The 26,256-nt window shown below is 66.1% G+C and carries 15 protein-coding genes; 8 read left to right on the top strand and 7 right to left on the bottom strand.

All coding sequences use genetic code 11. The features are described from left to right. Positions 1–6 precede the first annotated feature (6 nt). On the top strand, positions 7–2,385 hold the full coding sequence (locus K2R93_13880) for a prolyl oligopeptidase family serine peptidase (GenBank protein ID MBY0490927.1): 2,379 nt from the start codon (positions 7–9) through the stop codon (positions 2,383–2,385). A 91-nt stretch (positions 2,386–2,476) separates the two neighbouring features. Here the strand turns inward: K2R93_13880 and K2R93_13875 are convergent, their stop codons facing one another. Then, a complete protein-coding gene (locus K2R93_13875; protein MBY0490926.1) occupies positions 2,477–5,344 on the bottom strand; it encodes a gamma-glutamyltransferase in 2,868 nt (955 codons plus the stop codon). Continuing rightward, positions 5,341–7,212 carry a peptidylprolyl isomerase gene (locus tag K2R93_13870; protein MBY0490925.1) on the bottom strand — a complete coding sequence of 624 codons (1,872 nt, stop codon included), beginning with the start codon at positions 7,210–7,212 and terminating at the stop codon, positions 5,341–5,343. The genes K2R93_13875 and K2R93_13870 overlap by 4 nt, the downstream gene beginning before the upstream one ends. A 268-nt stretch (positions 7,213–7,480) precedes the next feature. Here K2R93_13870 and K2R93_13865 point away from each other — a divergent pair, with 268 nt between their 5' ends. Next, a complete protein-coding gene (locus K2R93_13865; GenBank protein MBY0490924.1) occupies positions 7,481–9,271 on the top strand; it encodes a M28 family peptidase in 1,791 nt (596 codons plus the stop codon). A 6-nt stretch (positions 9,272–9,277) separates the two neighbouring features. Here K2R93_13865 and K2R93_13860 read toward each other — a convergent pair whose 3' ends face one another. After that, entirely contained in the window at positions 9,278–9,970 is a 693-nt protein-coding gene (locus K2R93_13860) for an acyloxyacyl hydrolase (GenBank protein MBY0490923.1), read from the bottom strand. A 3-nt stretch (positions 9,971–9,973) separates the two neighbouring features. After that, entirely contained in the window at positions 9,974–10,651 is a 678-nt protein-coding gene (locus K2R93_13855; protein MBY0490922.1) for an acyloxyacyl hydrolase, read from the bottom strand. A gap of 226 nt (positions 10,652–10,877) precedes the next feature. Here K2R93_13855 and K2R93_13850 point away from each other — a divergent pair, with 226 nt between their 5' ends. After that, entirely contained in the window at positions 10,878–12,905 is a 2,028-nt protein-coding gene (locus tag K2R93_13850) for a HAMP domain-containing protein (protein ID MBY0490921.1), read from the top strand. Here the strand turns inward: K2R93_13850 and K2R93_13845 are convergent. Then, positions 12,889–15,576 carry a prolyl oligopeptidase family serine peptidase gene (locus K2R93_13845; GenBank protein MBY0490920.1) on the bottom strand — a complete coding sequence of 896 codons (2,688 nt, stop codon included), beginning with the start codon at positions 15,574–15,576 and terminating at the stop codon, positions 12,889–12,891. The two genes, K2R93_13850 and K2R93_13845, sit on opposite strands and share 17 nt — an antisense overlap. Before the next feature lie 85 nt (positions 15,577–15,661). Between K2R93_13845 and K2R93_13840 the strand changes: the two genes are divergently transcribed. The 3 genes from K2R93_13840 to K2R93_13830 all read left to right on the top strand — a co-directional run bounded on the left by K2R93_13840 (position 15,662) and on the right by K2R93_13830 (position 18,475). Continuing rightward, entirely contained in the window at positions 15,662–16,069 is a 408-nt protein-coding gene (locus K2R93_13840) for a hypothetical protein (GenBank protein ID MBY0490919.1), read from the top strand. 106 nt (positions 16,070–16,175) lie between these two features. Next, a complete protein-coding gene (locus K2R93_13835) occupies positions 16,176–17,297 on the top strand; it encodes a hypothetical protein (GenBank protein ID MBY0490918.1) in 1,122 nt (373 codons plus the stop codon). Next, on the top strand, positions 17,294–18,475 hold the full coding sequence (locus K2R93_13830; protein ID MBY0490917.1) for an FAD-binding oxidoreductase: 1,182 nt from the start codon (positions 17,294–17,296) through the stop codon (positions 18,473–18,475). The genes K2R93_13835 and K2R93_13830 overlap by 4 nt, the downstream gene beginning before the upstream one ends. 402 nt (positions 18,476–18,877) lie before the next feature. On the opposite strand, the gene K2R93_13825 is transcribed toward K2R93_13830, so the two are convergent. After that, positions 18,878–19,318, bottom strand: coding sequence for a hypothetical protein (locus tag K2R93_13825; protein ID MBY0490916.1), 441 nt, complete (start codon positions 19,316–19,318; stop codon positions 18,878–18,880). A gap of 775 nt (positions 19,319–20,093) precedes the next feature. Between K2R93_13825 and K2R93_13820 the strand changes: the two genes are divergently transcribed. Then, a complete protein-coding gene (locus K2R93_13820; GenBank protein MBY0490915.1) occupies positions 20,094–20,369 on the top strand; it encodes a hypothetical protein in 276 nt (91 codons plus the stop codon). Positions 20,370–20,485: 116 nt separating this feature from the next. Here the strand turns inward: K2R93_13820 and K2R93_13815 are convergent, their stop codons facing one another. Then, entirely contained in the window at positions 20,486–22,357 is a 1,872-nt protein-coding gene (locus tag K2R93_13815) for an Ig-like domain-containing protein (protein ID MBY0490914.1), read from the bottom strand. A gap of 1,178 nt (positions 22,358–23,535) precedes the next feature. On the opposite strand from K2R93_13815, the gene K2R93_13810 reads away from it, so the two are divergent. After that, complete coding sequence (locus tag K2R93_13810; protein ID MBY0490913.1) at positions 23,536–25,185, top strand: hypothetical protein; 1,650 nt, start codon at positions 23,536–23,538, stop codon at positions 25,183–25,185. Positions 25,186–26,256 lie beyond the last annotated feature (1,071 nt).

Here is a 26,256-nt window from a genome sequence, read left to right as displayed (position 1 = left end):
CCTCCCATGGCTCACGCGCCTCTCGTGCCTGTTGTTGCTGCCCTGTCGTGGCGTCGCCTGCGTCAGGCCGCGGCTGGCATCTCCCTCGCTGCCGTGCCCCTCGCCGCGCAGCCGATCAAGAGTATCGCCGGGTTTCTGTCGCCGGCGTCGCCCCTCACGCTGGTGAGCGCCGAGAAGGCCGACCGCATCGCGTGGATGGCGTACGACAAGGGCCTGCGCAATGTGTACACGGCCGCCGCGCCCACCTTTGCGGCCGTTCGGCTGACGAACTTCACGAAGGATGACGGGACCGATCTCACGGACGTCGAGATCAGCGCCGACGGGTCCACCATCGTGTTCGTTCGCGGTGGCGCGCCCAACCGCACCGGCTGGGTCGCGAACCCCGGCCACAATCCGGATGGCGGTGAGCGCGCGATCTGGGCGGTGCGTGCCACAGGTGGTCCGGCCTGGCGCGTGGCCGTGGGCGCGGCGCCCGAGCTGTCGCCCGATGGCAAGTGGGTGCTGTACACGAAAGACGGGCAGATCTATCGCGCGCGCGTCTACCGCAGCGGCCCCGTCACCGCCATGGACACCGGTGGCGTGCCCTTCATCAATTCGTGGGGGCGCAACGGTTCGCCCAAGTGGTCGCCCGATGGCAAGCGCATCGCCTTTGTGAGCGATCGCGAGAATCATGCGTTCATCCTGGTGTACGACGTGGCCACGCGCGCGCTGGCGTACATCGCGCCGAGTGTGGATTGCGATGGCGGCCCGACGTGGAGCCCCGATGGCAAGCGCATCGCGTTCTATCGTCGCCCGGGTACACCATTCGGCTTGCAGGCGCAGCGCGGCACCGGTGGAATCGGCAATCCGCCGGGGCCGGCCGCGAATCTCGCGCAGCCGGCGCCCGCTCTCGTGGGCAACCCGAGCGGTGGCTGCGGCGGTGGGTTCGGCGGCGGCTTCGGTGGTGGTGGCGGCGGACGTGGCGGCGCGCCGAACGACTCGGCGCCGCGCGGTGGCAATCCGCTGCGCCGCTCGCCGGGGCTGTATGCCTCGGCGTTCCCCGGTGGGCATACGCTGCAACTCATGGTCGCGGACCTCACGGGGGCGGTGTACGGCTCGCCCGATGTGGCCAAGCAGATCCCGGCCAAGGCCGTGTGGCACAACGCGCCGCGCGACAGCGTCTTCACCAGCCTCAATCGCATGCAGTGGGCAGGCGAGCACATCGTCTTCCCGGTGGACGTGCCGAAGGATGAGTGGGATCGCTGGTACTCCATTCCCGCGAGCGGCGGTCAGCCGGTACGGCTCACCACCACCGATGGTCTTATCGAAGACGCCACGAGCGTGCAATTCTCCCGTGATGGCGGGAAGACGCTCTTCTACTGCACGAATGCGCAGGATATCGAGCGTCGGCACATCTGGATGGTGCCCACGGCGGGGGGCACGCCGGTGCGCATCTCGCAAGGCGAGGGGATTGAGACGTACCCCATGCCGCTCGCCAGCGGCAAGCAGGTCGCGGTGATCTACTTCGATGCCAAGACGCCGGCTTCCATCGCGCTCGTCCCCACGAGCGGTGGCAAGCCGAATGTGATCTTCCCGAAGCTCACGAAGGAGTTCCCGCAGGTGGCGCATGTCGTGCCCGAGGTCGTGCACACGAAGGCGGCCGACGGGCTCGATATCAGCAACACGCTCTTCATGCCGAAGGATCTCAAGCCGGGTGAGAAGCGCCCCGCGCTGATCTTCGTGCATGGCGGCCCGAGCCGGCAGATGATGCCCGGCTATCACTACATGCAGTTCTACCACTGGGCGTACGCCGCCAATCAGTGGCTCGCCGATCAGGGGTACGTGGTCCTCTCGATCAACTACCGGAGCGGCATCGGCTACGGCAAGAGCTTCCGCAACGCTCCGAACACCAACGCGCGCGGCAACAGTGAGTACCAGGACGTCCTCGCCGGCGCCAAGTTCCTTCAACAGCATACCAATGTGGATGCGTCCCGCATCGGGATCTGGGGGCTGTCGTACGGCGGTCTGCTCACTTCGCAGTCGCTCGCCCGCAACAGCGACATCTTCGTGGCCGGCGCCGATCTCGCGGGTGTGCACCTCTACGGCAACGTGATCGACACGGCCGCCGTCTCGTTCCGCTCGAGCGCCGTGGGCGCCATCGATGGGTGGAAGAGCCCGGTCTTCCTGGTGCACGGCGACGACGACCGCAACGTGGACTTCGCGCAGACCGTCGGCCTCGTGCAGCTGCTCCGCGCGCGCGGCGTGTACCACGAACTCATGGTCGTGCCGGATGACCAGCACGAATCCATGATCCATCAGAACTGGGTCGATACCTTCGACCGCATGGGCGCGTTCCTCAAGCGCTTCGTGTGGAACAAGGAACCCGCGCCCAAGGCGATCAACTAGCGAATCGCCGTTCGTCTTCCCGCCGTACGTCTTCCCGCCGTACGTCTTCCCGCCGTACGTCTTCCCGCCGTACGTCTTCCCGCAGTACCCGCTACTTCCGCACCGCCCCCGCCGCCCCCGCGCGGCGGGGGTCGGCGCCGGCAGTAACCGACTTGGCATCGATCTTCACCGCCGCGCCGTAGCCTTCGCGCACTTCACCACGTGCGGACACGAAGCTCAGGTCGTATCCCAGCGCGCGAAGGCGGGCAATGACCGACGGCGCAAAGCCGTCTTCGAGCTGAATGGAGTACGGCTGCGCGCGCCCCGCCGTCGCCGCGCCCCCGCCAAACCCGCCACCGGGCAAGAAGCGCGGCTGCTCCAGCGCCGCCTGCGGGCCAAGGCCGTAGTCCAGCGCGCCGAGCAGCGTCTGATAGACCGCGCTCGTGATCCACGCGTTGCCGGCCGCGCCCACGGCGAACACCGGGCGGTTCCCCTTGAAGGCGATCGTCGGGGCCAGCGTGCTGCCATGGCGCGCAAAGGGCAGGCGTGACCCGTACTGCGTGGGATCGGTGCCGTAGCTGGTGAGCTTGTCGTTGCTGAGGAAGCCCAGCCCCGGCGTGACGTAGAAGTTGCCGCCCCACGTGCCCAGCGTTTGCGTGACGGCCACGGCATTGCCGTCGGCGTCGGCCACCGTGAACGCGGTCGTACCGGCCGCGTGGCAGAACGTGACCTCGGCGGCGTGATCATCGCCGCACGGCGCATGTGCCTCCTGAGCGTCCGTCGCGTCGCGTGAGGAACCCGATGCCGGCTTCGCGCTGTCACGCTTCGCGGCGAGGCAGGGCAGCGTATCGCCCCGCACCGACGCCGGCGTCAACGCCTTGTCGGCATCGTAGCACCGCCAGCGCACCGCCGCCGTGTCCTTGTGCACGATGCTCGCCACATCCACCGGCCAGAGCGCCGGATCGGCAATCTTGTTGCGACTCGACGGCACGAGGAACCAGGCGGAGAGCGCCGCATGCATCGTCGCGGCGTCGTCGCGGTACAGCTTGGGCGTGGTGAACCGCTCGAGGAGGTTGAGCCGCGCCACAAGCTCGGCTCCACCGCTCACCGGCGGCGCGCTGGAGCAGAGGCGATAACTGCGATACGTGCCGCACACCGGCTCGCGCTCGTTGGCGAAGTAGCGCTCCAGGTCCGACACCTTCATGGCGTTCCCCTTGGCGCGCAGGTCGCCCGCGTACTTCTTGGCCACGTCGCCCTTGTAGAAACCATCGGCCCCCTTCGCGGCGATCTGCTCCAGTACCCACGCGAGGTCCGGGTTCTTCACGGTGTCGCCGGCCACCTTGGGCTGCCCGTTGGTAAAGAACAGCGCGCGGCTCCCCTCGTACTTGGCGAAGTGCTCCCGTTCGGTGGCAAGCGTGGTGGCGAGCCCCTGGCTCACGATGTAGCCGTTCCTCGCTGCACGAATCGCCGGCGCCACCAGATCGGCCCACGCCACCTTCTTGCTGCCATGCCGCTGCCACGCGGTGTACATCCCGTGCACGGTGCCCGGCACGTTCACCAGCACGGGGCCATCGTTCGGATAGCGGCCGTTCTGCAGCAGACTGGTGTTCGACAAACCGCCCTCTTCGGGCACACGGCTCATGAACTCGATCAGCGTCGGACGCTGGTTCTTGAGCGCGATCACCATCTCGCCATACCCGCCCACGCCGCTCGCATCGGGCTCCACGACGCCCAGCGCAAAGCTCACCGCCACGGCGGCATCCACGACATTGCCGCCCTTGCGGAAGATCTCGAGCCCGGCCTCGGTCGCCACGGGATGCGCGCTCGACACCGCCGCGCGCCCCGTCGCGGCCTCGCGCAGCGGTGGGCGCTGCGTGAGCGCGGTATGGATCACCTCCTGCAGGGCGCTGTCACTGCCGGCCGCGACCGCCTGTGGGCGCAAACGATCGCGCACCGCCTGCCAGGCCGTGCGCCGCGCCTCGGCGCCGGGCGCGCTGAAATACAGCCGATCGCTGCGATTCCACACGCGATCGAAGGCCGCCGCGTTGGCCGCCGAGCGATCGGTGGATACCGCACTCGTCAGCGTGGCCCGACGGGCATCGGGGGCCGGAGGAGCCGGAAGCGCGTACACGCGCGTGGTGGCCGAGCCGCGTTCGCTTATGCTGCGGTCCACGCCACGATCGGGATCGCCATTGTAGGCGACGGCCGTCTCGGTGAACTCGGCGATCGTGAGCGTGGCGCCGTCGGGCGACCAATCGAGATCGCCGTGCATACGCGAGGCAAGATTGGCATAGGGTGCGCCGTCCGTCGGCACGATGAGCACCCCGGTGCGCGTGGACAGCGCCACGCGTCCATCGGGGGCCCACGCCACATCCTCCAGCGAGCCCTCGGTACTCAGCACCTGTTCGCCACCGCCACTGAAGGGGCGCACGACCGCCTTGCGCCCCGTTTCGGTGATGACGAGGTAGGCCACGCGCGTCCCGTCGCGGTTCACGCGCGGGCGGCGCTCGTTCTGCTCCATGGTGCCCAGGCGATGTTCACGCCCATCGGCCTCGCGCACCCAGAGTCGCGCGTCGCCGCCCAGGCCACGTTGAAAGACCACGCGGCCGTCGGCGAGCGGCGAGGGGCTCACGTCGTGCAGCGGGCTTGTCGTGAGCCGCTCGGGCGCGCTGCTCGCCATGCCGCGCGCATCCAGCGTCACACGCCACAGGTCGTAGTTGCCAAGCGAGTCGGAGGCGTAGTAGAGCACGGCACCGGCGAAGGCCGCATCACGATGCCACGCACTGCCGCGGCTGATGCGCGTCGCCTCGGTTGCTCCCGACGCGAGCGCGTACAACTGCCCGTCACGGTCGAAGACCAGCACGTTGGCCGTCGACCGTGCCGGGTGGCGGGCGCCGCGGAGCGCGAGGGAATCGGTGACTTGCGCGTCGGCCAGGGCGGCCGTCGCGGTGAGGAGTGCGAACAGTACACGAAGTCTCATTTCACGGCGCGGACGAGGTCGGCCTTCAGGATGCGGATCGCACTGATCACATCCCCTTCCTGAATACGGTCCATGACGTCGAGCCCGCGCACGATCGTGCCGAAAACCGTGTAGTCGCCGTCGAGTCGCAGGTTGTAGATGAGGTTCATATAGAGCTGGCCATCGCCGGTGTCACGACCGCGCGTGGAGATGCCGAACGTGCCGCGGCGGTTCTCGCCGCCCACTTCGTCGCGCATGAAGTCGGCCGTGACCGGATCGTACTCGTCGGCGCCCGGGCTGCCACCTTGCACGACGAAGTTGGGGACGATGCGATGGATGGTGTTGCCGGTATAGCGGCCCGCCCGCGCCATCCGCACGAAGGTCGTCACGGCCATGGGTGCCTCACTCGGCTGCAACAGCACCAGCATGGTCCCTTTACCGCGAATCGTGATCTCGGCGGCGACGGAATCGGCCATGAAGAGCTCGACGGCCGACGGGAACGCGGCCGGCGTGTACATCCGCGTGACGGGCTCCACGGCCGATCCGGTCAGCGTCTTGATCTGATCGGCGGCCGCCTTGGCCACGCCCGGATCGCGATCATACAGGCGCGCGCCGAGCCAGTTGAGGGTGGCGGCATCGCGGCCGCGCATGGCCTTCATGATGCCCACGAGCGGGTCGCGCCAGGTCATGCCATGGTCACGCGCAATTCGTGCGAACGCGCTCGCGAGCGGCGCGGTCCACCGCGCGTCGTACGCCGGCTGTTTGGCGAGCAGCTCGCTGGCTTCGAGCACGACCCCGGCGTGATCGCGCGTCAGGGCGGCCAACGCCTCGGCCGGTGTGCTCATCGCGGCAATGGCCACATTGGGCGCGGCGTCACGCGCGAGTCGCGCCAGCGTGGCTGAGTCGCGCACAGCGCGCGCCGCCTGCGCCGCCCAGGCGCGGGCCTGCCAGGCGGGGCTCCCGGCGAGCGCTCGGGCCGCCGCGCGGGCGGCGGCCGTATCCACCTTGGTGAGGGCCATCGTGGCGTGTGCACGCTGGCGCCACGGCGTCGTGGCGGCGGTGAGCGCGCGCAGCTTGGTGGCATCGCACTTGAGCGTGCCCAGTTGATCGATGGCGAGCAACACCACGTGCTCACTCGCATCGGTGAGTCGTTGCGCAGCGCGGTCGCACGTCGGGGCCGCCTGCAGCGACTGCCAGCGGACAATCGCGCTCGTGTCCTCCACCCACACGCGCCCCATCGCCACGGCCGTGCGGCGCACCTCCGGATCGCGGTCGGTCAATGCCGCTGCCACGGTGGTGGAGTCCCGATCGCGCGCGCCGGTGAGCGCGAGCAGCGCCACCAGGCGTGTTTCGCTGTCACGCGTCTCGCGCACGACGCGGCGCAACTCGCTGACCGTTTCGGGGGACGGGCGAAAGGTGCGTGCATTCAAGCGGATCATCGCCTCGAGTCCGCGTACTGCGCCGCGGCGGACCATCGTGCTTTGCTCGGCGAGTCCGCGCACCAGTTCCAGCTCCCACTCCACCGACGCCCCCATGGCGCGCCCCGCCGCGGCGTACCACGCGCCGCGCACATCCGGGTCCCGCTCACTCGGCAGCGCCTTGCCCACGACCGGAGCCTTCATCTGGCCTACCGCGCGGGCGACCGCTTCACGCACCGACGCCGCGGGCGAGGTAAACAGCGGTTCGAGCAGCGCGGCATACTCCGGCTTCTCGAGCCGCCCCAGCGCGCGCACGGCAAGGCGCTGCACGACGGTATCCGGCGACTGCAGCCCCTGCCGCAGCACGGGGACGCCGGCCTCGCGCAGGTGCTCGGCGGCGAGGACGTCGTAGCGGGTGACGGGAGGCGCAGGCTGCGCCGCCTGGAGGGTCAGGAGGAGGATTGGCCACATCTGTCTAAAGTGCAGCGGAGCGGGGGAGATGGGGAGCAGTGAGACGTGAGGAACCCCTGAGAGCTCAGGGTGGAGAACGTCAGGGGGGAGGTGTCAGGACAGCGGCCGTCCTGATACCTCACCCCTGACCTTCTGCCCCCTGAGCTCTCAGGGGTTGCTCCTCTCGCATCGCTCACGCGTTGCCGCAGCACCCACCACACCCGCCACGTATCTTCATTGTGCCACGACCACTCCCGTGGCCTCTCCCCTCAGCACCCGGAGTCCATCCATGCGGCCCGTCCGCACTTTGCTCTCTCTCGCCTCACTCGCGCCGGTTCTGGCGCAGGCGCAGGCGCAGGCGCCCGCGACCAATCGCTTTGGCAATCCGCAGCGTATCCGCCCTGCGCCGACCACGGCGGCCATCACCGTGCGCGATCTGCAGATCCGTCTCTACCAGTTTGCCGACGACTCCATGCAGGGGCGTCAGGTCGGTCGGGTCGGCAACAAGAAGGGCACCGACTACATCGCCGCCGAGGTGAAGAAGCTCGGGCTCATCCCCGGCGGTGATAACGGCACGTACTTCCAGAACCTGCCGTTCCACGTGCGCAAGTACACCGATCATTCGCGTGTCACGGTGGACGGGAATCCGCTCGCCTGGAACGTCGATGTGGTGGCGGTGCCGGGACAGCGCGCGCCTCGCCCGATCGTCGACGCGCAGGTGATCTTCGGCGGCGTGACGGGTGACACCACGACGCAGATCTCGGCGGCCGATGCGGCCAACAAGATCGTGGTGCTGCTCCCGGCGCCAGCGTCGACGCGTCCCGCCGGCGCGCCCGGGTTCGGCGGGCGTGGTGGTCCACCGCCGGCGGTGCCGGCGCGCTTCGCCAATGCCGTTGCCATCGCCACGGTGGACCTCGATGCGCTTACCCCCGCGCAGCGTGCGGCCATCAATGAGCCGACGGTGTCCTCTCAGCTCGTCGGTCGTGGCGGCGCTCCCGCCGGGCGCGGCGGCGGTGCCCCGGTGGACTCGCTCACGCTCCTCAAGCAGCAGTTCCTCGCGCCGGCGGTGTTGCGGGTCACGAAGGAGGGCGCGGCCAAGCTCCTCGGCCGCACCAGCATCGACGGCATAGCCGCCGGCGCCAAGGGCGGCATCGTGAATGCCACGCTCGACTTCGTGGAGCTTCCCACCGACTGGGCGCGCAATGTCATCGCGATCCTCCCGGGGAGCGATCCGAAGCTCAAGGCGCAGTATGTGGCCATCGGTGCGCACAACGACCATGTCGGCATGACGACGCCGGTGGACAAGGACTCGATCAAGGCGTTCAACGACATTCGCAATCGCCTGCTGCTCGGCAACAACATGAACGGGCTGGGCCCGGAAATGCTGTCCACCATCAAGGTGAACATGGACAGCATCCGGAAGCTCTATCCCAAGCCGCGCCTCGACTCCATCAACAACGGCGCCGACGACGACGGCTCGGGCTCGATGGGTGTGCTCGAGATCGCGGAGGCGATGTCCAAGATGCCCGTGAAGCCCAAGCGCAGCACCATCTTCATCTGGCACGCGGGCGAAGAAGCCGGTCTCCTCGGCTCGGCATACTTCGTGAAGAACCCCACGGTGCCGATCGACTCGATCGTGGCGCAGATCAACATCGATATGATCGGCCGTGGCCGGGCCGAGGACCTCCCCGGCGGCGGCGACGACTATGTGGGTGTCGTGGGGTCGTTCTTCGACTCGAAGGATCTGGGCGAGACGGTACAAGCCGTGAACAAGAAGCAGCCCAAGCCGCTCACGCTCGACTACAAGTTCGACGAGACGATCTCCTGGGCCGGCTACAACAACATCTACGGTCGCAGCGATCACTTCAATTACGCCAAGGAAGGCGTGCCCATCGCCTTCTTCTTTACCGGCCTGCACGGCGATTATCACCAGCGCAGCGACGAGCCGGAGTACATCGACTACCCGCACTACGCCAAGATCGCGAACTACATCAAGGACATCGTGGTGGAAGTCGGCAACGGGCCGCGCCCGCGCCTGAACGGGACCAAGCCGGCGAAGCCCAAGAGCATCACGCCGTAAGACGCCCTATTCATTGCCCCGCGTCCAACGCAGCGTGAGCAGGTGCGAGTTCATCCCCGGATTCGCCCCGCCCATGCTCGCGTTGGACAAATGGTGCAGCACGTAGCCGAATGACAGCGCCTGGTGTTCGCCGATGCGGCGCTCCAGCAGCAGCCCCGGCGCCACGGTGAAGTTGGCCTGCGTCGCGCGGCCGTACGGCACGACGCGATTGAACCACGCGCCCCCCGACGTCACGTTCAGCACCACATTCGTGCGGGCCCCGATCGCTTTGGTGGCCTCGGCGCCGAGCGGCGAGAGGCCGACGCCGTAGCCATTGTGTGGCGCATACCGCGCCATGATGGCCGCATCGCGCGAGACTGGGTCACTCGCCGCGGGCAGTCGGCTTGGCGGTGCCGCCGAGCGCACGAGCATCACCGGCGAGATCTCGCCCAGCCACGCAATTGAAACGCCGCTCACCCGAAAGACCGGCTTGGCGACCTGGACTGCCGCAGTACGGAAGCGGCCGTCCATGTACTCGTTGTGCGACGCGGTGTACGTGGCGAGCTCCGAGGTCAGCGCGACGGTGACGCGGACCGGCTCTGGCCGAAGGTCGGAGAAATGGCGCTGCCATTGGGCGGACGCCATACGCGGGGTCAGCAGAGGCACGAGCAGCAGCGCCGACGCCACCAGGCGTCGCGAGTGAACCAGACCAGAGGACATGAATCAGGGAGTGGTGGAGTGTCGTGCCCAGCGCGCGACGAGCATGCGCGCGTTGATGCCCGGGTTCGCCTTGCCGAACCCGCCATTGGAGATGTGGTGCAGCCCCACGCCCACCGCGAACGCCCCGCGCGTGTGCAGGCGATGCTCCAGCATGAGCCGAGCCTCGAAGGTGTAGTTCGTGCGGGTGGCATCGCCACCGTAGGGCATGATCTGCGTGTAGTGCGCGCCGCCCCCGGTCATCTCCAGCATGGCGCGCGTGTGCGACACGGTCGGCTGACCAAGGGCACGTGCCAGCTGAATACCGAGCGGTGCCACGCCAAAGCCCATCCCCTGTCGCACGGCATACTCGGGGCGAAGGCCGGGGCCGATCTGGGCGAGACGGGCGGAACTCGCACCCATTCGGGCCACGATCAGTGGAGTGGCCTCCAGCACGTAATGCCACTGAAGCCCCGCCCAACTGCCCAGCGGATGCGTGAGCTGAACACTGATCCCCGTCAGTGAGCCATTCAGCGCTTCCTTGGGCTGGACCGATGCCGCGCCTACCGAAGTGGTGACGTCGATGCTGAGCGTGGAGGACCGGTCAGCGGGACGCTGCGCCCGCACCGAGGCGGCTGATCCGAGGCTGATGGCCACAACGACGAGCCCACGGACCCGTCGGGCGGAAACGAAAGGAATGCGCACCCGGGAAACCTTCGCGTCGGATCACGAACTCGCCAGCGCGCTGTTCCGGTCGTTTCACAGGGGACTCGGCCGCCATATGCTAGCCCGGTGATGTTTTGGCCCGCTGGGTGATGGAGATGAACGACAAAAAACGAGGTATCGGACCGCCTCGTCTTAACCTGGCGGGCGGAAGAGCCGAGACTGGCTCGGGACGGTGGCGACGACGCCGCCGACCCATCTCCCATCCATGAAATCGCTCTCGCTCGGTACCAAGCTGCTCACGCTGGCCATGGCCGGTGTGGTTGCCACGATTGAAGTCGCCGCCATCGCGACCCGCGGACTGTCCGCCCTGTCCGCCACCTCCCAGGAGCTCGAACGCTCCGTGGTGCTGCAACGCAGCCAGATGATGGCCGACATGATGCACGATGGCCTCCGCGGCGCGGTCTACAAGGCGCTGCTCGACGCGAAAACCAAGCGCGTCTCCGACGAAGACCGGCAGGACGCCGCCGCGATCGGCGATCGCCTGCTCGCCAACATCGACTCTGTCACGCGGCTCAGCAGCGACAGCGCCATCCGTACCGCCGCGCAACAGTCTCGGCAGATCGCCGTCGCGTACCGCACGGCTGGTGACGCCGCCGTCGCCGCGGCCGCCGCCGATCCCGCAACGGTAGCCGAGCGTACCGCGGCGTTTGACACGCGCTTCAGCCAGCTCGAGGCCTCCCTCGACAAGCTGGGCGACCTCGTGGAGAGTGCCGCCGGCGCCACCGCTGATCGCGCCAGCGCCAACGGCGCGGCGCAGCAACGCCTGCTGTTCATCATCGCGCTCGCCACGCTCGGCTGCGTCGCCTTCGGCAGTCGGCAGATCACTCGCAGCATCCGGCGACCCATTCAAGAGATGGCGCAGGCCGCCGAGCAGCTAGCGACCGGCGACACGAACCTGACCGTCACGGTCGACGGGTCGGACGAGATCGCTCGACTCGGTGAGGCGTTCCGCACCGTGGTGGGCTTTGTCCAGGCGTCGGCGCACGCGGCGGATGCGGTGAGCCGCGGTGACTTGTCCACGACTCTGACGGCGCGATCGAGCGCCGATGCGCTCGCGCATAGCATGAATCGCAGCGCCGACACGTTGCGCCGGCTGGACGCCGAAGTGCAGCGCCTGGTGCGCGCCGCGCGTGCCGGCCAACTCGACGTACGCGCCGATGTAGTCGGCTTCGACGGCGCCTATCGCGAACTGCTGACCGGCATCAATGCGATGGTCGCCGAGAGCGCCCGCCCGATCCAGGATGCCGCCGATGTGCTCGATCACCTGGCCGAGCGCGATCTGTCCGCGCGCATGACCGGCAGCTATGCCGGTGACTACGCGCGTATCCAGACGTCGCTCAACAGCGCCATCGAGCAGATCGAGCAGGCACTTCACGAAGTGCGAGCGACGAGTACTGAGCTGTCGGCGGCGTCGCAACAGGTGAGTTCATCGAGCCATGCCATGGCCGAGGGCGCGACCGAACAGGCGAGTGCGCTGGAAGAGGTGAGTGCCAGCCTGCAGGAACTGGCCGCCCTCGCGCGGCAGAACGCGGAGGCGTCGACCCGCGCCAATGCGTCAGTGCAGCAGGTCGGCGAGCAGGCGCAGCAGGGGACCAGCAGCATGACGCGTCTCACGGAGGCGATGCACGACATTCATCGCTCGGCGATCGAGACGGCGCGCATCATGAAGACGATCGACGAGATTGCCTTCCAGACCAACCTCCTCGCGCTCAACGCCGCCGTGGAAGCGGCGCGTGCCGGCGACGCGGGGCGCGGGTTTGCCGTCGTGGCGGATGAAGTACGGGCGCTCGCCCTGCGCAGTGCCACCGCCGCCCGCGAGTCGGCGGATCTGATCGAACGCTCCGTGCAGCACGCGCAGCGTGGCGTTGCCCTGAACGACGAAACGGCCAAGGCCTTCAGCGCCATCGGCGCGGCGGTGCAGGGGACGGCGGCGGTCGTGGATGAGATTTCGATGGCCAGTCAGCAGCAGGCCGAGGGCGTCGCGCAGATCCTCAAGGCGACTGAAGAGATGAACCACGTGACGCAGCGTGCCGCCTCGGAAAGTGAGGAGTCGGCCGCGGTATCGCAGACGTTGCTCGGGCAGGCGCATGTCCTGACCGATATGCTCGAGCGCTTCGCGTTCAGCGACGACGCGGTGGACATCTTCCCCGCCAGCAAGACGCCCGCGTCCGGCCAGGCCGAACGCGGGCGTGCTCGCCAGCCGATGATGACCGGGACTACTGCATCGTGGTGATCTTCTTGGGCTGATTGGCGTTCTTCACGTACTTGTCGAGCCACGCCACCCAGCGGGCCCACTGGTCCATCACCGTTTCGCGGGCGATGGGCCCGTGGTCTTCATAGGGGTACATGTACAGCGACGTCGTCTTGCCGAGCCCCTGGAGCGCATGGAACATGCGCACCGAGTTGATGGGATCGGTGCCGACATTCTGGTCTTCGCTGCTGTGGTACATCAGCACGGCGGCATTGACCTGATCTGCGTACAGGAACGGGCTCATCTCGAGGTACGTCTGGCGGGCCTGCCACAGATCGCGCCGCTCGCTCTGGAAGCTGTTCGGCGTGAGCGTGCGGTTGTACGCGCCGTCGCCGGCGATACCGGCCTTGAAGAACGGCGTGTGCACCAGCGCATTCATGGTGCTGAAGGCGCCGTAGCTGTGGCCGCCGATCCCCAAGCGCGTGCGATCGATGATCTTGAGCGAGTCGAGGCAGTCGATCACCGCGCTCAGGTTGTTGCGCAGATCCACGACATAGTTGTCGTTGGGGAGCTGCCCCTCGCTGGCGAAGATCGGCGAATCGGGCTCGACCACGGCATAGCCCTGCGTCACCAGGAACTGCAGCGACCGCGGGCCATACGTCGGGAAGCGACGCTCGGCCGGAAGCCCCTGCTGCACGTAGCGGTCGTAGTCGGCCTGGTTGTCGTACTCGTACGGATAGAACCAGAACATCGCGGGCAGGCGCGTGCCGTCCTTGTAATCAGCCGGCAGGGTGACCTTCACCTTGAACGAAAAGCCATCGGTGCGGCGCGCGGTGTACGTGCGCTTGATGGCCTTCGTCATCTCCGGCATGATGTCTACGTTCTCCGTGAGCTGCTTCGCCTCCTTCGAGGCGAGCGTGAGCACGAAGCTCTGCGGCACCATGGTGGTGGACTCGCGCTGAATCACGGCCTTCGTGAAGTCGTCGTCGAGCGGTGCCGAGATGGACTCGACCACCGAGCCGTCGCTTTCGTAGAGGCGCGTGCGCGTGCCGGTCTTGATCTCGATCTTCTCCACAAACACGGTCGCCTTCTTGGCCGTGTCCGGTGAGGCGCCCTGCGAGAAGACGAACTTGCCGTCGGTGGACACCATCACCACCGGATCGCCATGCTTGCCGGGGCGCATCACGAGCCCGCCCGCACCACCACGGCCACCCGGAGCCGCGCCACGCGGCGGCGCGGCATCGCCCCCGCGACCACGCGGCGAGACCACCGTGTACTTGGCATTGTTCTCGGTGAGGAAGATCGCCTGCTCGAACGTGCCGCCCGCACCGGTTTCCGTCACGAATAGAATCGTGCCCGCGTCGTTGCTGCGAATCGCCGAGATGCGGTTCGTGGTCGTGTAGAGCTCCGTGCCCTCGGCGTCGAACGGCGCCTTCCAGAAGAGGAGCCGGTCGCCGCGGCGCGCGAGCGCGGCGCTGTCCGGGCGCGCACCAGCGGTCGGTGCCGCTGCGCCGTTGCCGCGCCCACCGCCATTGGCCGGTGCGGGCGCGAGCTGCGCATAGAGCAGGCCACTCTGCGTCGGGTGCCACGTGAACAGGCGCTTGCCCGTGTCGGCCACGGCGCCGCCACGGCCACCACCCACACCGGCGGCGGGCGGGCGCGGATCGTTCGGGTCAGTGGGCTCATCGCTTTCGCGCAGCGGGCGCTTCACGATTTCCTTGAGCACCTTGCCGGTACCGTCCACGATGACCTCGTGCATGCCGTAGCTCGTCACCGGCTGCACGTACGAGAACGGCTTGTCCATGTAGCCCACACGGAACAGCTGGCCGTCGGGCGATGGATCAATGCTGCGAATCATCCCCGGCGCGCCGATCTTCTTCACCGCGCGCGTCTTCACATCGTAGAGCACCAGCTGGCCGGTGCTCCAGTACTCCACGAGTTCCTTCTCGTACGGGCTCTGCACGAGATCGGGATACGTGCGCGTCTTGAGCTTGTTCGCTTCGTTCATGCGCACGAGCGGCCCCGTCGCCAGCGCCGACTCCTTCGGCTCGGGCTTGCGCAGATCGGGGATCTGCACCGCCAGGATCCCCTTGCCATCGGCGGTCCACACCGGTGCGGTCACGTGGGTCGCCAGCAGCGACACCTTCGACACCGGGCTCGACTTGCCGGTCACCGGATCGGCCACGTACAGCTGCGTGGCGTCCTCGAACAGGGCGAGGAACGCGAGCTGCGATCCATCGGGCGACCACACCGCGGGGCTCACGCGCGCGCCGGCCGGCACGGCAATCGTGGTGCGCTTGCCGGTGGTCCACTCGGTGACTTCGAGCCCCGCGGCGCTGCGCATCGTCATGCCGCGTTCGCGATTGCCTTTGTAGTCGACCTGAAAGCCACCGAGGTTGTAGTGCACCTTGCCGACCTGCTTGAGCGCCGGCAGCCCATCGCTCACGGTGCGGGCGAAGAAGCGGCGCGCGCCAGGGCTCGGGGCCGTGAAGCTGCGGTTCTGCTCACGCGGGGCGGCAATGAGCTTGGCGATCGCTTCAGGGGGCGTGACATAGCCCTCATCCGTAAGCGGATCGGGCTTGTCGCCCTTGGTCTGGCCGGCGGCCGGTGAGGTGGCCGCATTCTGCGCGACCAGCGTGCCGGGGAGGGCGAGCACCCCGAGCAACGAGAGAGCGCCGAGGGGGCGCCCGGCGAAGAACGAACGAGGGGGCATGGGGCAGGTCTCGGGAGAACGGGACGTGCGGGACAACGGCGAACCGCGACACCGCTACAATACGCGCGCCCGCTATCTTCCGCTCATGTCTGCTGCCGCCACGCCCGCCGATCTCGCCCGCCTCGAGCAGGTGCGCAAGGACCTCCTGCGCGTCCACCGGGGCCTCCTCGAAGCGGAACGCCTGCGCTACGAGGCCGTCAACGGCCCCGTCCCGAACAACATGGCGTTCCTGCAGCTGGTCATCGATGACCCCTGGTTCGAGTGGTTGCGCCCCATGGCCCAGCTCGTCCTGCTCATCGACGAAAAGGCGTCGGACAAGCAGACCCCGCTCGGGGCCGACGAGGCCGCCGAACTCTATCGGCAGGGGCGAGCGCTCCTGACGCCCGACCAGGCGGGGGATCCGTTCCAGCGCCTCTTCCACGATGCGGTGGAATCGTCCCAGAAGCTGGCCGTGCTCGTGCACCACGTGCAGCAGGGGTATCTCGCGCACTAGGCGAGAACCTCGGCGCTGAGGGAAGCGGGCGGGGCCGTCCTGCTGGTCCCATCCACTTGCCCCCTCGGTCTGGACCTGTGCTGGTCCACGCCACAACGTAGACGGCATGCGAGTCGCCACACGGTGGAATGTCGTGCTGGCCTTGGGGTTGGCCTGTGTCACGGCCGGCTGTGGAGCCCATCCGCATCCGCGCAGCGACATCCCGCCCGCCGCCCTGCGCCCGACGTTTCTCGACCAGTTCGATACGCTCTGGACGCGTTTCAACGACGTGTATCCGTCGTTCGCGTACAAGCGCGTCGATTGGGCGGCGCAGCGTGATCGCTACCGGACGCGAGTCGCGCGCGTGCGCACCCAGGACGAGCTCATCGTGGTGCTGCGCGAGATGCTCGCGCCGCTCCACGACCAGCATGTCTGGTTCGTCGATCCGCGCGGCATGGTGGTGCCCACCTATCAGGCGCCCACGATTCCCAACTTTGATCGCAAGCGCTGGTCAGCCGCGATGCGCACCGCTGGCTACACGCCGCGGCCGGGCGGGCTCGGGGAAGCGAACGTCGGCGGCTACGCCTACATCTACGTGAGCTCCTGGCGCCCGCCCGTCGATATCGAGACGCTGGATCTCATGCTGCTGCGTGTCCGTGACGCGCAGGGGCTCATCATCGATGTGCGCACGAACGCCGGCGGCAGCGATCAGACGGCGCTCGAATTCGCCAGCCGCTTCACCACGCGCTCGTTCGCCGCGTCGTATCGGGAAATCAAGACCGATCCGCGTGTCACCGATGTGGAGATGCCGCTCGCGCGTTCGATCAGCCCGCGCGGCCCGTTTCAGTTCACGCGCCCGGTGATCGTGATCTCCGGGCGTGGCGGCTTGAGCGCGACCGAGAGCTTTGTGGCCGCCATGCGCACGCTGCCGCAGGTCACGGTCATTGGCGACACGACCGGCGGCGCGTCGGGCAATCCGGGGACGTATGCGCTCGGCAGCGGCTGGCAGTTCACCGTGCCGCGCTGGTTCGAGCTCGCGCCCGACAAGCAGCCTATCGAAGGGCGCGGGGTGGCGCCCCAGATCGTGATTCCGTTCACCTCGCAGTACGACAGCGCGCGTGATCCGCTCATCGATGCGGCCGTGGGGCTTCTCGGGGAGCGCCTTGGCGTCTATCGCATGGCGCCGGCGGAGCCCGGTCCGCGCGACAAGGAACGGCAGCAGGACCAACCCTCGCGACTGCGCCAGTGAGCTGGCGGCTCAGTGGGCAGCAGGCTCCCGTGTGGGAGGACGAGCAGTGGGCGCCGCTCCCAGCGCTCAGCGCCGATGTGAGTGCGGACAGCTGCGTCATCGGCTTGGGCGGCAGCGGGCTCACGCTCGTGGAGGAACTCCTCGCCCGCGATGAGCGCGTCGTGGCGCTCGATGCGATGGACGTCGGCGCCGGCGCGGCAGGGCGCAACGGCGGCTTCCTGCTCGCCGGCACGTACGACTTCTATCACGATGCCATTCGCCGCCACGGCCATGCGCGCGCTCTCGGGATCTATCGCGCGACGCTGGCCGAAATGCAGCGTATCGCCGAGGCCGCACCGGGCACCGTGCGGCCGCTGGGCTCATGCCGAATCGCCGCCGACGAGTGGGAAGTGGGCGATTGCCGCGCCCAATTCGACGCCATGCGCGCCGACGGGTTGGATGTGGAATGGATCGACGGCGCCGACGGCACTGGGCTCTATTTCCCGCACGATGCCGCCTTCAACCCGCTCGCACGCTGTCGCATCCTGGCGACGCGCGCGCGCGCCGAGGGCGCGCGGCTGTTCGCGCGGACGCCCGTCACCAGCATCGACGGCACCCGCGTGGTGACCCCTGGCGGCACGGTGCACTGCGGTCGCGTGTTCGTGGCGGTCGACGGTGGTCTGGAAGTGCTGCTCCCTGAGCTCGTCGGGCGTGTGCGGACGGCGCGACTGCAGATGTTGGCGACGGCGCCCACGGCTGAGACCGTGGTGCGCTGCCCGATGTACTACCGCGAGGGGTATGAGTACTGGCAGCAGTTGCCAGGGGGCCAGATCGCCTTGGGTGGATTTCGGGACCACGGGGGCGCCGGGGAGTGGACCACCGACGCCGAACCCAGTGAGCCGGTGCAAACGGCACTGGAAACCTTCCTCCGGGAGCACCTGGGGGTCAAGGCGCCCATCACCCATCGCTGGGCTGCAAGCGCCGGATACACCGAGACGGGACTACCCGTAATAGAGCAGGTGCGAAACGGTGTCTGGGCGCTGGGAGGCTACTGCGGGACCGGGAACGTCATTGGCGCGTTGGCGGCCCGTGGGGTCGCCGCTGCCGCAGTCGATGGTGACCCGTCGGGCGTGCGTCTCCTGCTCGGAGCGGAGTGGTCTCCGGAAGCCCGTTCGCCCGCAGCGATCACGATGGCCTAAGTTCGCCTCCCGCTGGGGCCCACGTGGCGGCATGCGGCGAGACGTGGGTCCGAATTGGCCCGAAAAATTGGATCGGCGCGGCCCGTTCAGGCGCTTCCGGATTTTCGTTTTCCCTCTGAAGACGCGTCGATCTGGGTGAGGCCAAAGTTCCTTCTTCACGACCAGCCAAAAGTCCTGATCGGACGCTGCGGCCGGTCAATTCTTGCGCGTGTTCCGACGGACCGCACGCGGCAACCGTGACGACAGCGACCACGGTCAGGGCGAGCCGGGCCATACGTGTTCGTGTCATTTGACGCGTGGGCGAAGCAAAAAGTCTTGACCCGAATGGTGGACCAAAAGTTTTGGTCAGGCTGTCGTTTAGGCGGACGGACGACTCTCGCGCTGTCGAAAACAGGAAACAGCTTACCGGGCAATCCGTAGAATCGGATGCAGCTCAAACCCGTTTCGCGCACGCCCTCGTTGGTTGTGAATGAAGTCAAAGAATCCAACGCCCTCGAATGCGGCCATCGCGGCTCGAGGGACCCGTCGGAGCGAGTCGCGCGCGGCAGAAAAGCGGGCCGCGTGAGCCTGGTTTGTCACGCAGCTCGGGTCGGGAATCTCAACGATCATCGTCGCCGCCGGATTGGCTGAGTCCCGGAGCACCACGTGCCAGTCACGATCATCCTCCACGATGATCTGGGCAACCTGAGCGCGCACGCGATAGACGCGAAGCTCGTGAGGCGGCAGCCGTCTGGCCTGCGGGAACGCCATCTCAGGTATCGGACGCTCGTTCAGCGCCGCGACGGTGGTTTCAACAATCCGGCTATCAATAGCCGCCGCATCCGAATCGGCGAGCACTTTCACCGGCCAACGATCCGTTCCGCAGTTCGGTTGAGGACCGCGGTTTGCCCCAGCCTGCCAAGTCCAAACGGATCCACTAAGCGCAACGATTGCCGCTATCCGTCGCATCGCCGTCCGTAGGCACCGCGATTGCCTTGAGCCCTGTCGTCTCTCTCACTCATGAACACGCCATTCTTCGTCGTGCCGTAGTTCCGGCTTCCCGGACAATGATAGATATGACTCGAACGGTTGACCCACACCTTGGCACTGCCGCCGCCCTCCTGGGCTCCGGTAGCCGAGCTTGAGTCCTTTGGCCTCAGCGCGCTCGAGTCGATGAGCGAACGAACAGGCGCTGGCGTAGCCTCCGCGGGCGCGGGCGCCGCGGCAGGCGCACCCACTCGACAGGTTCGGTTTGCCGCGATGCAGCTATTCCCACACGGGATGCCCTTCTTGCATTGGCGTTGGGCCGATGCGGGGGATGCAACACCAACGATGGTGATCACAGCGGCCGCGAGGCGGGCAATCGTTCGCATGCGAAGTTCGGACTCGGGACAGAGGGATGTCGCTAGCGGCGACGGCGACCGGAACTCGATGTGCCACCCTTACTCTTGGTGCTCCCTTTACTCGACGGCTTTGCGCGCGTGTGCGGTGCCACGCAGACACCATCCTTCCGGCAGTAGCCCTTCACCTGGACCACGTCGCCAGACTTCGCAGGCGCGCCGAGCCGGGAGGCGCCAATAGCGCTCGCTGCCCGCGCGGACGAGATGGATCGAACGGCCGCGAACCCCGCTGAGTCTAGGTGCACCGCGACGAGCGACCGCTTGTCACGGCGCAAAAACGCGTTCGCTCCCGCGCTCGCGACAGTCTCCCGAGCCTGCTTCCGCGCATTGATTGCGTCGGCCGAGAAGCCCTTCAGGGCTTTCTCCCCGATGATGCCAACGCGCTGAACATGCGCGGCATCAACCTCCTCGAGCGCGACATCGTCGAAAAACTGGACATCGCCAGGCGGCACGCTTGCGAGGACCGGATGTGGCTCAAGTTGCACCGCCCCGCCCGGCGCGCAGGCCGCCGATAGGAGGCCAGCAAGCATCAGCGAGCCGACTCGTAGCCCTTTAGGTAACCGCGACTGGACTCTGCGCATTTGCATTCTCGTTGATGTGACGGTGAAAGACGTAGCTCAAGATCCGCGTCCTACGGGAACGTGCAGGTCAGCGCGTAGGCGGGCGCTACGCTTGGTGTCTTGGTCGCATTCACGGTGTAGTACGCGAGTGCGGTCCCGTTCTTCACAATGACCGGCGGTGTTGAAGTGAACGGGTTTCTCGCCGAGAGGCTGCTATACGGACTGCCGTAGGTGCCGTACTGATTGTTGGTGCTCAGCGCCGCATACGGACTCCCGTACTGGCCAAACTGGTTCAACACGGACTCCGAGTCGAAGCGATTCGTAAAGCGCCCGAGATACTTCCCGTCATTCGCGATAATCGAAGCCCCGGCAATGGCCGTACACACATTCGTCGTCGGGGCCAGTACGGTGACCGTGATTCTGGCTTGCCGTCCTTCGACGTTAGCGGTGACCACGGCTGCGCCGGCGGTGAGCCCGGTAATGACTGCGGTGTCCCCGAAGACCTGACCGTCTACGACGGAGAGATTGCTCGAGAACCAGCTGACCGATCGTCCGGTGAGCACATTGCCCTGCGCATCCCGAGAGGTCGCAATCAGCGTGCGGAAGTCCCCTGCGAGCATGCTGAACGAATTGGCCGATAGAGTCACGGACGCGACGGCGGCGGCAGTGACGGTGATAGCTGCCGTGGCTGACTTGCCTTCACTGGTCGCGGTAATCGTGGCGCTCCCCGACGAAAACCCTGTCACAACGCCCGACGACGAGACTTGGGCAATAGTCGCATTGCTGGTGGTCCAGGCAACCGTTCGTCCCGTCAGCACGTTCTGAAGATCGTCGCGCAGTGTCGCTTGCAATGCGGTGGACTGGCCAACCGCGAGGGTGCTCGTGCCTGGAGTGACTTGCACGGTCGCGACGGGAGCCGGTCCGACCGTGAGTGCAGCACTGCCGGTCACGCCTTCACTCGTCGCCGTGATCGACGCAGCGCCTACACCGATCGCGGTGACCACACCACTCGTGGAGACCACGGCCACCGATTCGTTCGTACTCGTCCACGTGACCGTGCGACCGCTCAGCGCCGCCCCGCTCGCGTCTCGGGTAAGGACCGTGGCTTGCGTGGTGCGGCCAGGCGTGAGGGTCGTGGTAACCAGACTGACCACGACACTTGCCACCGGCGGCTGCGTCACGGTGATCGTCGCGCTCGCGCTCCGCCCTTCGCTCGTGGCGGTAATCGTCGCGGTTCCCGGCGCGATCCCCTGCACGAGCCCCGTCTGGGAGACGGTGGCAATCTGCGACGCGCTGGTCGTCCACGTGATTTGCCGACCCGAGAGCGCGGCGCCGGCGGCATCGCGAGCCACCGCGGTCGCCTGTACGCTTGTATTCGCCGCGATCGACGAAGCGGCGAGGGACAGGCTGATGCTCGCCACGGGCACAGGCGTCACGGTCACGACCGCCGATCCGCTGCGCCCATCGGCGGTCGCCGTGATTGTCGTGGTTCCGGCACTCAGCCCCGTTACCGTTCCCGATCCGTCGATGGATGCGACTGTTGGGGTGCTTGATGACCACGAGACCGCTTTGCCGAAAACGATCGAACCGGTCGCAGTGCGAAGCGTAGCAGCGGCTGTCGTGGTCGCGCCGACAGCTAGCGCGCTCGCGCCTAGCGAAACTTCAACGGAAGCGACCGACGCGACCGGTGGTGGCGCTGTCGTCCCCGCGTCGCCACTGCTCCCGCCACAACTAGCGGCACACAGTACCAGCAGCGAGCCAAGGACTCTCTGCGCGATTCGCCTCATACGTCCTCCGATTCCCGTCACGTTGCAGCACGACGGCTTCAATGAAATACCTGCATGCAACCAAACAACACGCCCGAAGGTAGGCGTCGCGCGGGGTAATGCAATACGGCAATTACTGTGTTGTTCGTCCCTGCGCATGTTGCGTGCGAGCGCCATCAAAGTGCATCAACACGCGCAGGGACGATATGATCGCGCGCGACGGAATACATTAGCAATTCGAATTGGTATCCATTACAGCTGATCCCGAATGCAGTGCGCCACCCACGGCGGGTGAGCGCGGCGGGGCTACGCGCTCGCCTGTACCGCGGGATACCGGCTCTGACAATCTGGGTGCTCGCCGTAGGCGGAGGCACGTGTCGCCCACGACGCTGCACATCGCTTTGCGTGCGGTATGCGGGGCGCCGGTCCGCTGCTGCATATCGGACGGTTGACGTGGCAAAAGATGACGGCGCGGTGATACCCCGGCGTATTCTCTGCGCATGGACACTACTCCAGCACCACTCCGGGATCGGATGGTTCAACGCATTGCGTGGCGCAAGGCGCAGGCGGATGAACCGACGCGGCTGACCTGCGATACACCAACCCAGGGAAGGGTCGACGTAGTTGCGGCACACGTGGGCCTCGCCACACGCTGGTGCGCGTTAGCGTCGACGATCTTCGTCAGTCCCCGGTACTAGCCGCGAGGCGTGTGCTAATCGAGCGCGCTAAAGCGGAGAACCTTCTCGATAGAGCCGTGCTGTCGTGCTCCGATCGAGACACCGTCCCGCGCCATCTCTTCAAGCCGATCTGCCGCGAACACCACTAGGGCCCCCGTGAATGCGCACTCGGCGCCATCGTCTTGGGAGACCTACAAGGTGATCTGGTCTACGATTAGTGCTGACGTGCGGACCCGTGACATATGGGACTATTCGGGTGACGCTAGAATGACGCCGAAAGATATCATCCAGCGCCGAGATTCCCGGCCAGAATAGTGTGATGTCTCATCCCGAGAGGTGCTAATGAAGATTCCCAAGGTATTCCCCAGTCCTTGGCGCTTCGGATGCCATTCGTCCCTTGAGTGGACACTCACTGCGCTGCTTGGTCTTGGCGCGGTCGGCTGCCGCGACTCGATCACGCCTCCCTCGAGGAACTCGCCGTCACAACCGACGATAGACAACGTCCGTCCTCGGCTTACCACCCTGTCAGAGACTACGCCGACGCCGTGCGGGACCGACTGCATTTTCGTCCCCGGAGAGGTACCCGGTACGCGGACGCGAATTCTGGAGACGGGGCCGAACAAGTATACGGCGGAAAATTCAGTAGCATGGCCTGACACGCTCGCTGACCTGACGTACATGCTGATGAACGTTAAGGGAACGATTCCCCGTGCGTACGTGTCTGCGATGACGCCGGCCTTTGCGTACTTACAGGGATCGTATTACAAGCCCATAGATGCGGACGGAGCATTCAGCTCAAGCTTCTGCTACGGCGAGATCAGAACCAATTTCCGAGTGTTTGGTTCTGAGATGTATACCCTTCGCTCGTGCGGTCTCTCGTACAACAATAACGACGGAGACAACGTCATCGTCGCAGAGAAGACTGTGATTGGGCCTCTCCGGGGCAGTGGCTCGGTGCTGCGAACCGGTATGAATCAGCCGAGCTGGCCCGGCTGGTACAATTGCCTCAACGGACCGTGCGTCATTGCAGGTGACGCCTCGCAGACTATTACAATGCATCCGTGGATGGACATGCTCAGCCTGACGGCGACTCCATCCACTGTGTACGAAGGTGACTCCGTGACGTTCACTTCCGCCTCGGCGAGCGGCTTCTCGTTGGTTGCCGGATCGCAGCGCTGGGCGTGGGTGCCGCACAACAGAAGGATAGGCGGGTCGCTGCAGATCACACCGCCAGATTATCAAACTGGCGTCTGCGCTAATGGCGCCGCAGGTTGCCGTGTCCCAGTGTTTCGCACAGGGAATATGTTCGTGAAGGGGTCCCTGACCCCTGGACCTCGCGTTGAGCAGGCGTTTGCGAAGGTTGTGGTCAATCCGTTGAAGCTTATAGCCACCCCCATGCCGCGCGCGGTCGGCTCCACAATGGACGCGCTTCCAGTGAGAGTGAGAACGTCACCGGTAGAGCGCGACTTTGCCTCAATCAGCATTAGTGTCAGCGCCCCACCAATTTCCCTCCGACGAGCGAGCCTAATTGCGAGCGTAAGCGCCTCATCCAGCTGCGACGCCGCGGCCGCCGAGTGCGTGGTCAGCGGAGACGCTCCTGCTATTCTCACGGTGACAGCTATCACCAAGACGGGTGTAACGCTCACGACCACGACCGAGGTGGAACAGATCCCCTGTCCAGTCGGAGACTCGCTCTTGGATAGCTTTCAGATCCGTTCGACTATGGATAGCCTTTGGAAGATAGGCGGCGACGCACCTGTGGATAGCGCGCGTCGCGAGCGAACCGCGCTTCTCATCGACTCTGCCGGGACTCTTATCACCCGATACCAGTCGATCTCGACGCTTACGACCCCCTGTCAGACACCCGCAGCCACTGAGGATATTAGGGCCTTCTTGCCGCCCAACTGGGTGCCTGGTGTAATGAAGATCGTCGCGTCCTTCCACACACACCCCTTTAAGCAGGGCCAGCAAACGCCTGGCAACTGTCGGGAGCTGAGCTATCAGTGGATGCAAACTGGACCGAGCGCCTCCGACTGGCATACGAGTGTTTTCGACGCGTATCTCCAAGATCGGTATTATCGCGAAACACTTCTGTATCCGGGGCTGCTCGATGCCAACTTTCGCCACGTTGTGATCGAACCGGATCGGATCTGGGTGATGAAACAACCGACCTCGTGGCGTCCAGTCATCACCCCAAAAGGAGTAACGAATTTTCTGCCCGACTACGGCAAACTGAAGCCCGCAGTGAAGGGTTGGGAACGGACCACTCCCAGGAACAGCCATTTCTGTCTGTCGCCAAGCTCGAAGTCGCCTTACTTCAACCCGTAAAGGTCATCATGAATATGAGAATCTTAGTAGTGGTGGTGGCCATTGCTGCCTCAGTGTTTGCGACCGCAACGAGCCGGGCTTCGAACGTGAAGGCGCGATCGACGGGTACGCCGTGTCAAATCGACGGAGTGGGCTACGACACCAGTGCATGGTATAGAATTACAACGGTGTTGACGGATACTGGAGAACTTGGAGCAGACTTCGCTCCAATGCGCTCCGCGTTAGGCATCACGGGTGTCAAGCTGAGCGACCTAGTTGTTATCTCAGATACAATCAAATGCCGTCAGGCGCTTGCTGCGTGGAAGACTTACTACAATGCACTCGGTCCCACGTATGCAGATAACGCATCCTACGTGCAGGGAGGTCTGCTTGTCCGGATGACGCCTAATCGTTACGCACTAGCTGTTGCCGTATTTCACCCGTACACAGTAGCAACCTTTTTCGTAACAGATTCGACCTTCGCCATGGTGAGCCCTAGCATGTGACGGCTCTTTTTGCCGACCGAAGGAAGACTGTTTGCAAGACGTGCGAACCTTGATCTTGAGATTCGGTTGCGCCCCTCGCGCGCGATGGCCACAGCATAAACTCCGGGAGCACTCGCGAAAGGCTTGCTGGCAATCAGTGCGCGAGCGCCGCTTTCGCTCCCGACCGACGAGAGCGAAAGCAAACGCTGGCGCCAGCCCAAACTGGGTTTTCGCCACCGTGTACGGCCCTACCACCAGATCCGGGACGGCGGAGGCGCAGGCCAACAGGACGCGCCTGCGCCGCATCGCCAACGCCTGTGGCGACGACACACCAGAGAACGTAGTGCCATACCTCGCACTACTGCTCGCCTTGGGGGATGCTGGCTCTAAAGAGCTCGCTCCGGTCTGTGCAACGGCGAGAGTACTAGCGCCGACAGATTGGCAGTCGGATCAGAACTCTTGATCCACCCTCCTGGTCAAGACTTTTGGCCTCGCCCATCGATCCCCCGCCGCTGACGCAGCTCCGATTTCCCCGGTGGACACCTCAAATCCGGCCACTGATGTACACCGCAAAACCGGCCACCACGCTGACGGGCTGAGGCTGGTT

Source organism: Gemmatimonadaceae bacterium, assembly GCA_019752115.1.
GTDB lineage: Bacteria > Gemmatimonadota > Gemmatimonadetes > Gemmatimonadales > Gemmatimonadaceae > Gemmatimonas.
This window is presented reverse-complemented; position numbering and strand designations above follow the sequence as displayed.

What these genes read in the sequence shown, in the direction of transcription:
- K2R93_13860 (MBY0490923.1), bottom strand. Translation starts at nt 9,970, where the DNA reads ATGTCCTCTGGTCTGGTTCACTCGCGACGCCTGGTGGCGTCGGCGCTG.
- K2R93_13815 (MBY0490914.1), bottom strand. Translation starts at nt 22,357, where the DNA reads ATGGCGCTCGCACGCAACATGCGCAGGGACGAACAACACAGTAATTGC.
- K2R93_13810 (MBY0490913.1), top strand. Translation starts at nt 23,536, where the DNA reads ATGCTGATGAACGTTAAGGGAACGATTCCCCGTGCGTACGTGTCTGCG.
- K2R93_13880 (MBY0490927.1), top strand. Translation starts at nt 7, where the DNA reads ATGGCTCACGCGCCTCTCGTGCCTGTTGTTGCTGCCCTGTCGTGGCGT.
- K2R93_13865 (MBY0490924.1), top strand. Translation starts at nt 7,481, where the DNA reads ATGCGGCCCGTCCGCACTTTGCTCTCTCTCGCCTCACTCGCGCCGGTT.
- K2R93_13845 (MBY0490920.1), bottom strand. Translation starts at nt 15,576, where the DNA reads ATGCCCCCTCGTTCGTTCTTCGCCGGGCGCCCCCTCGGCGCTCTCTCG.
- K2R93_13875 (MBY0490926.1), bottom strand. Translation starts at nt 5,344, where the DNA reads ATGAGACTTCGTGTACTGTTCGCACTCCTCACCGCGACGGCCGCCCTG.
- K2R93_13840 (MBY0490919.1), top strand. Translation starts at nt 15,662, where the DNA reads ATGTCTGCTGCCGCCACGCCCGCCGATCTCGCCCGCCTCGAGCAGGTG.
- K2R93_13850 (MBY0490921.1), top strand. Translation starts at nt 10,878, where the DNA reads ATGAAATCGCTCTCGCTCGGTACCAAGCTGCTCACGCTGGCCATGGCC.
- K2R93_13870 (MBY0490925.1), bottom strand. Translation starts at nt 7,212, where the DNA reads ATGTGGCCAATCCTCCTCCTGACCCTCCAGGCGGCGCAGCCTGCGCCT.
- K2R93_13835 (MBY0490918.1), top strand. Translation starts at nt 16,176, where the DNA reads ATGCGAGTCGCCACACGGTGGAATGTCGTGCTGGCCTTGGGGTTGGCC.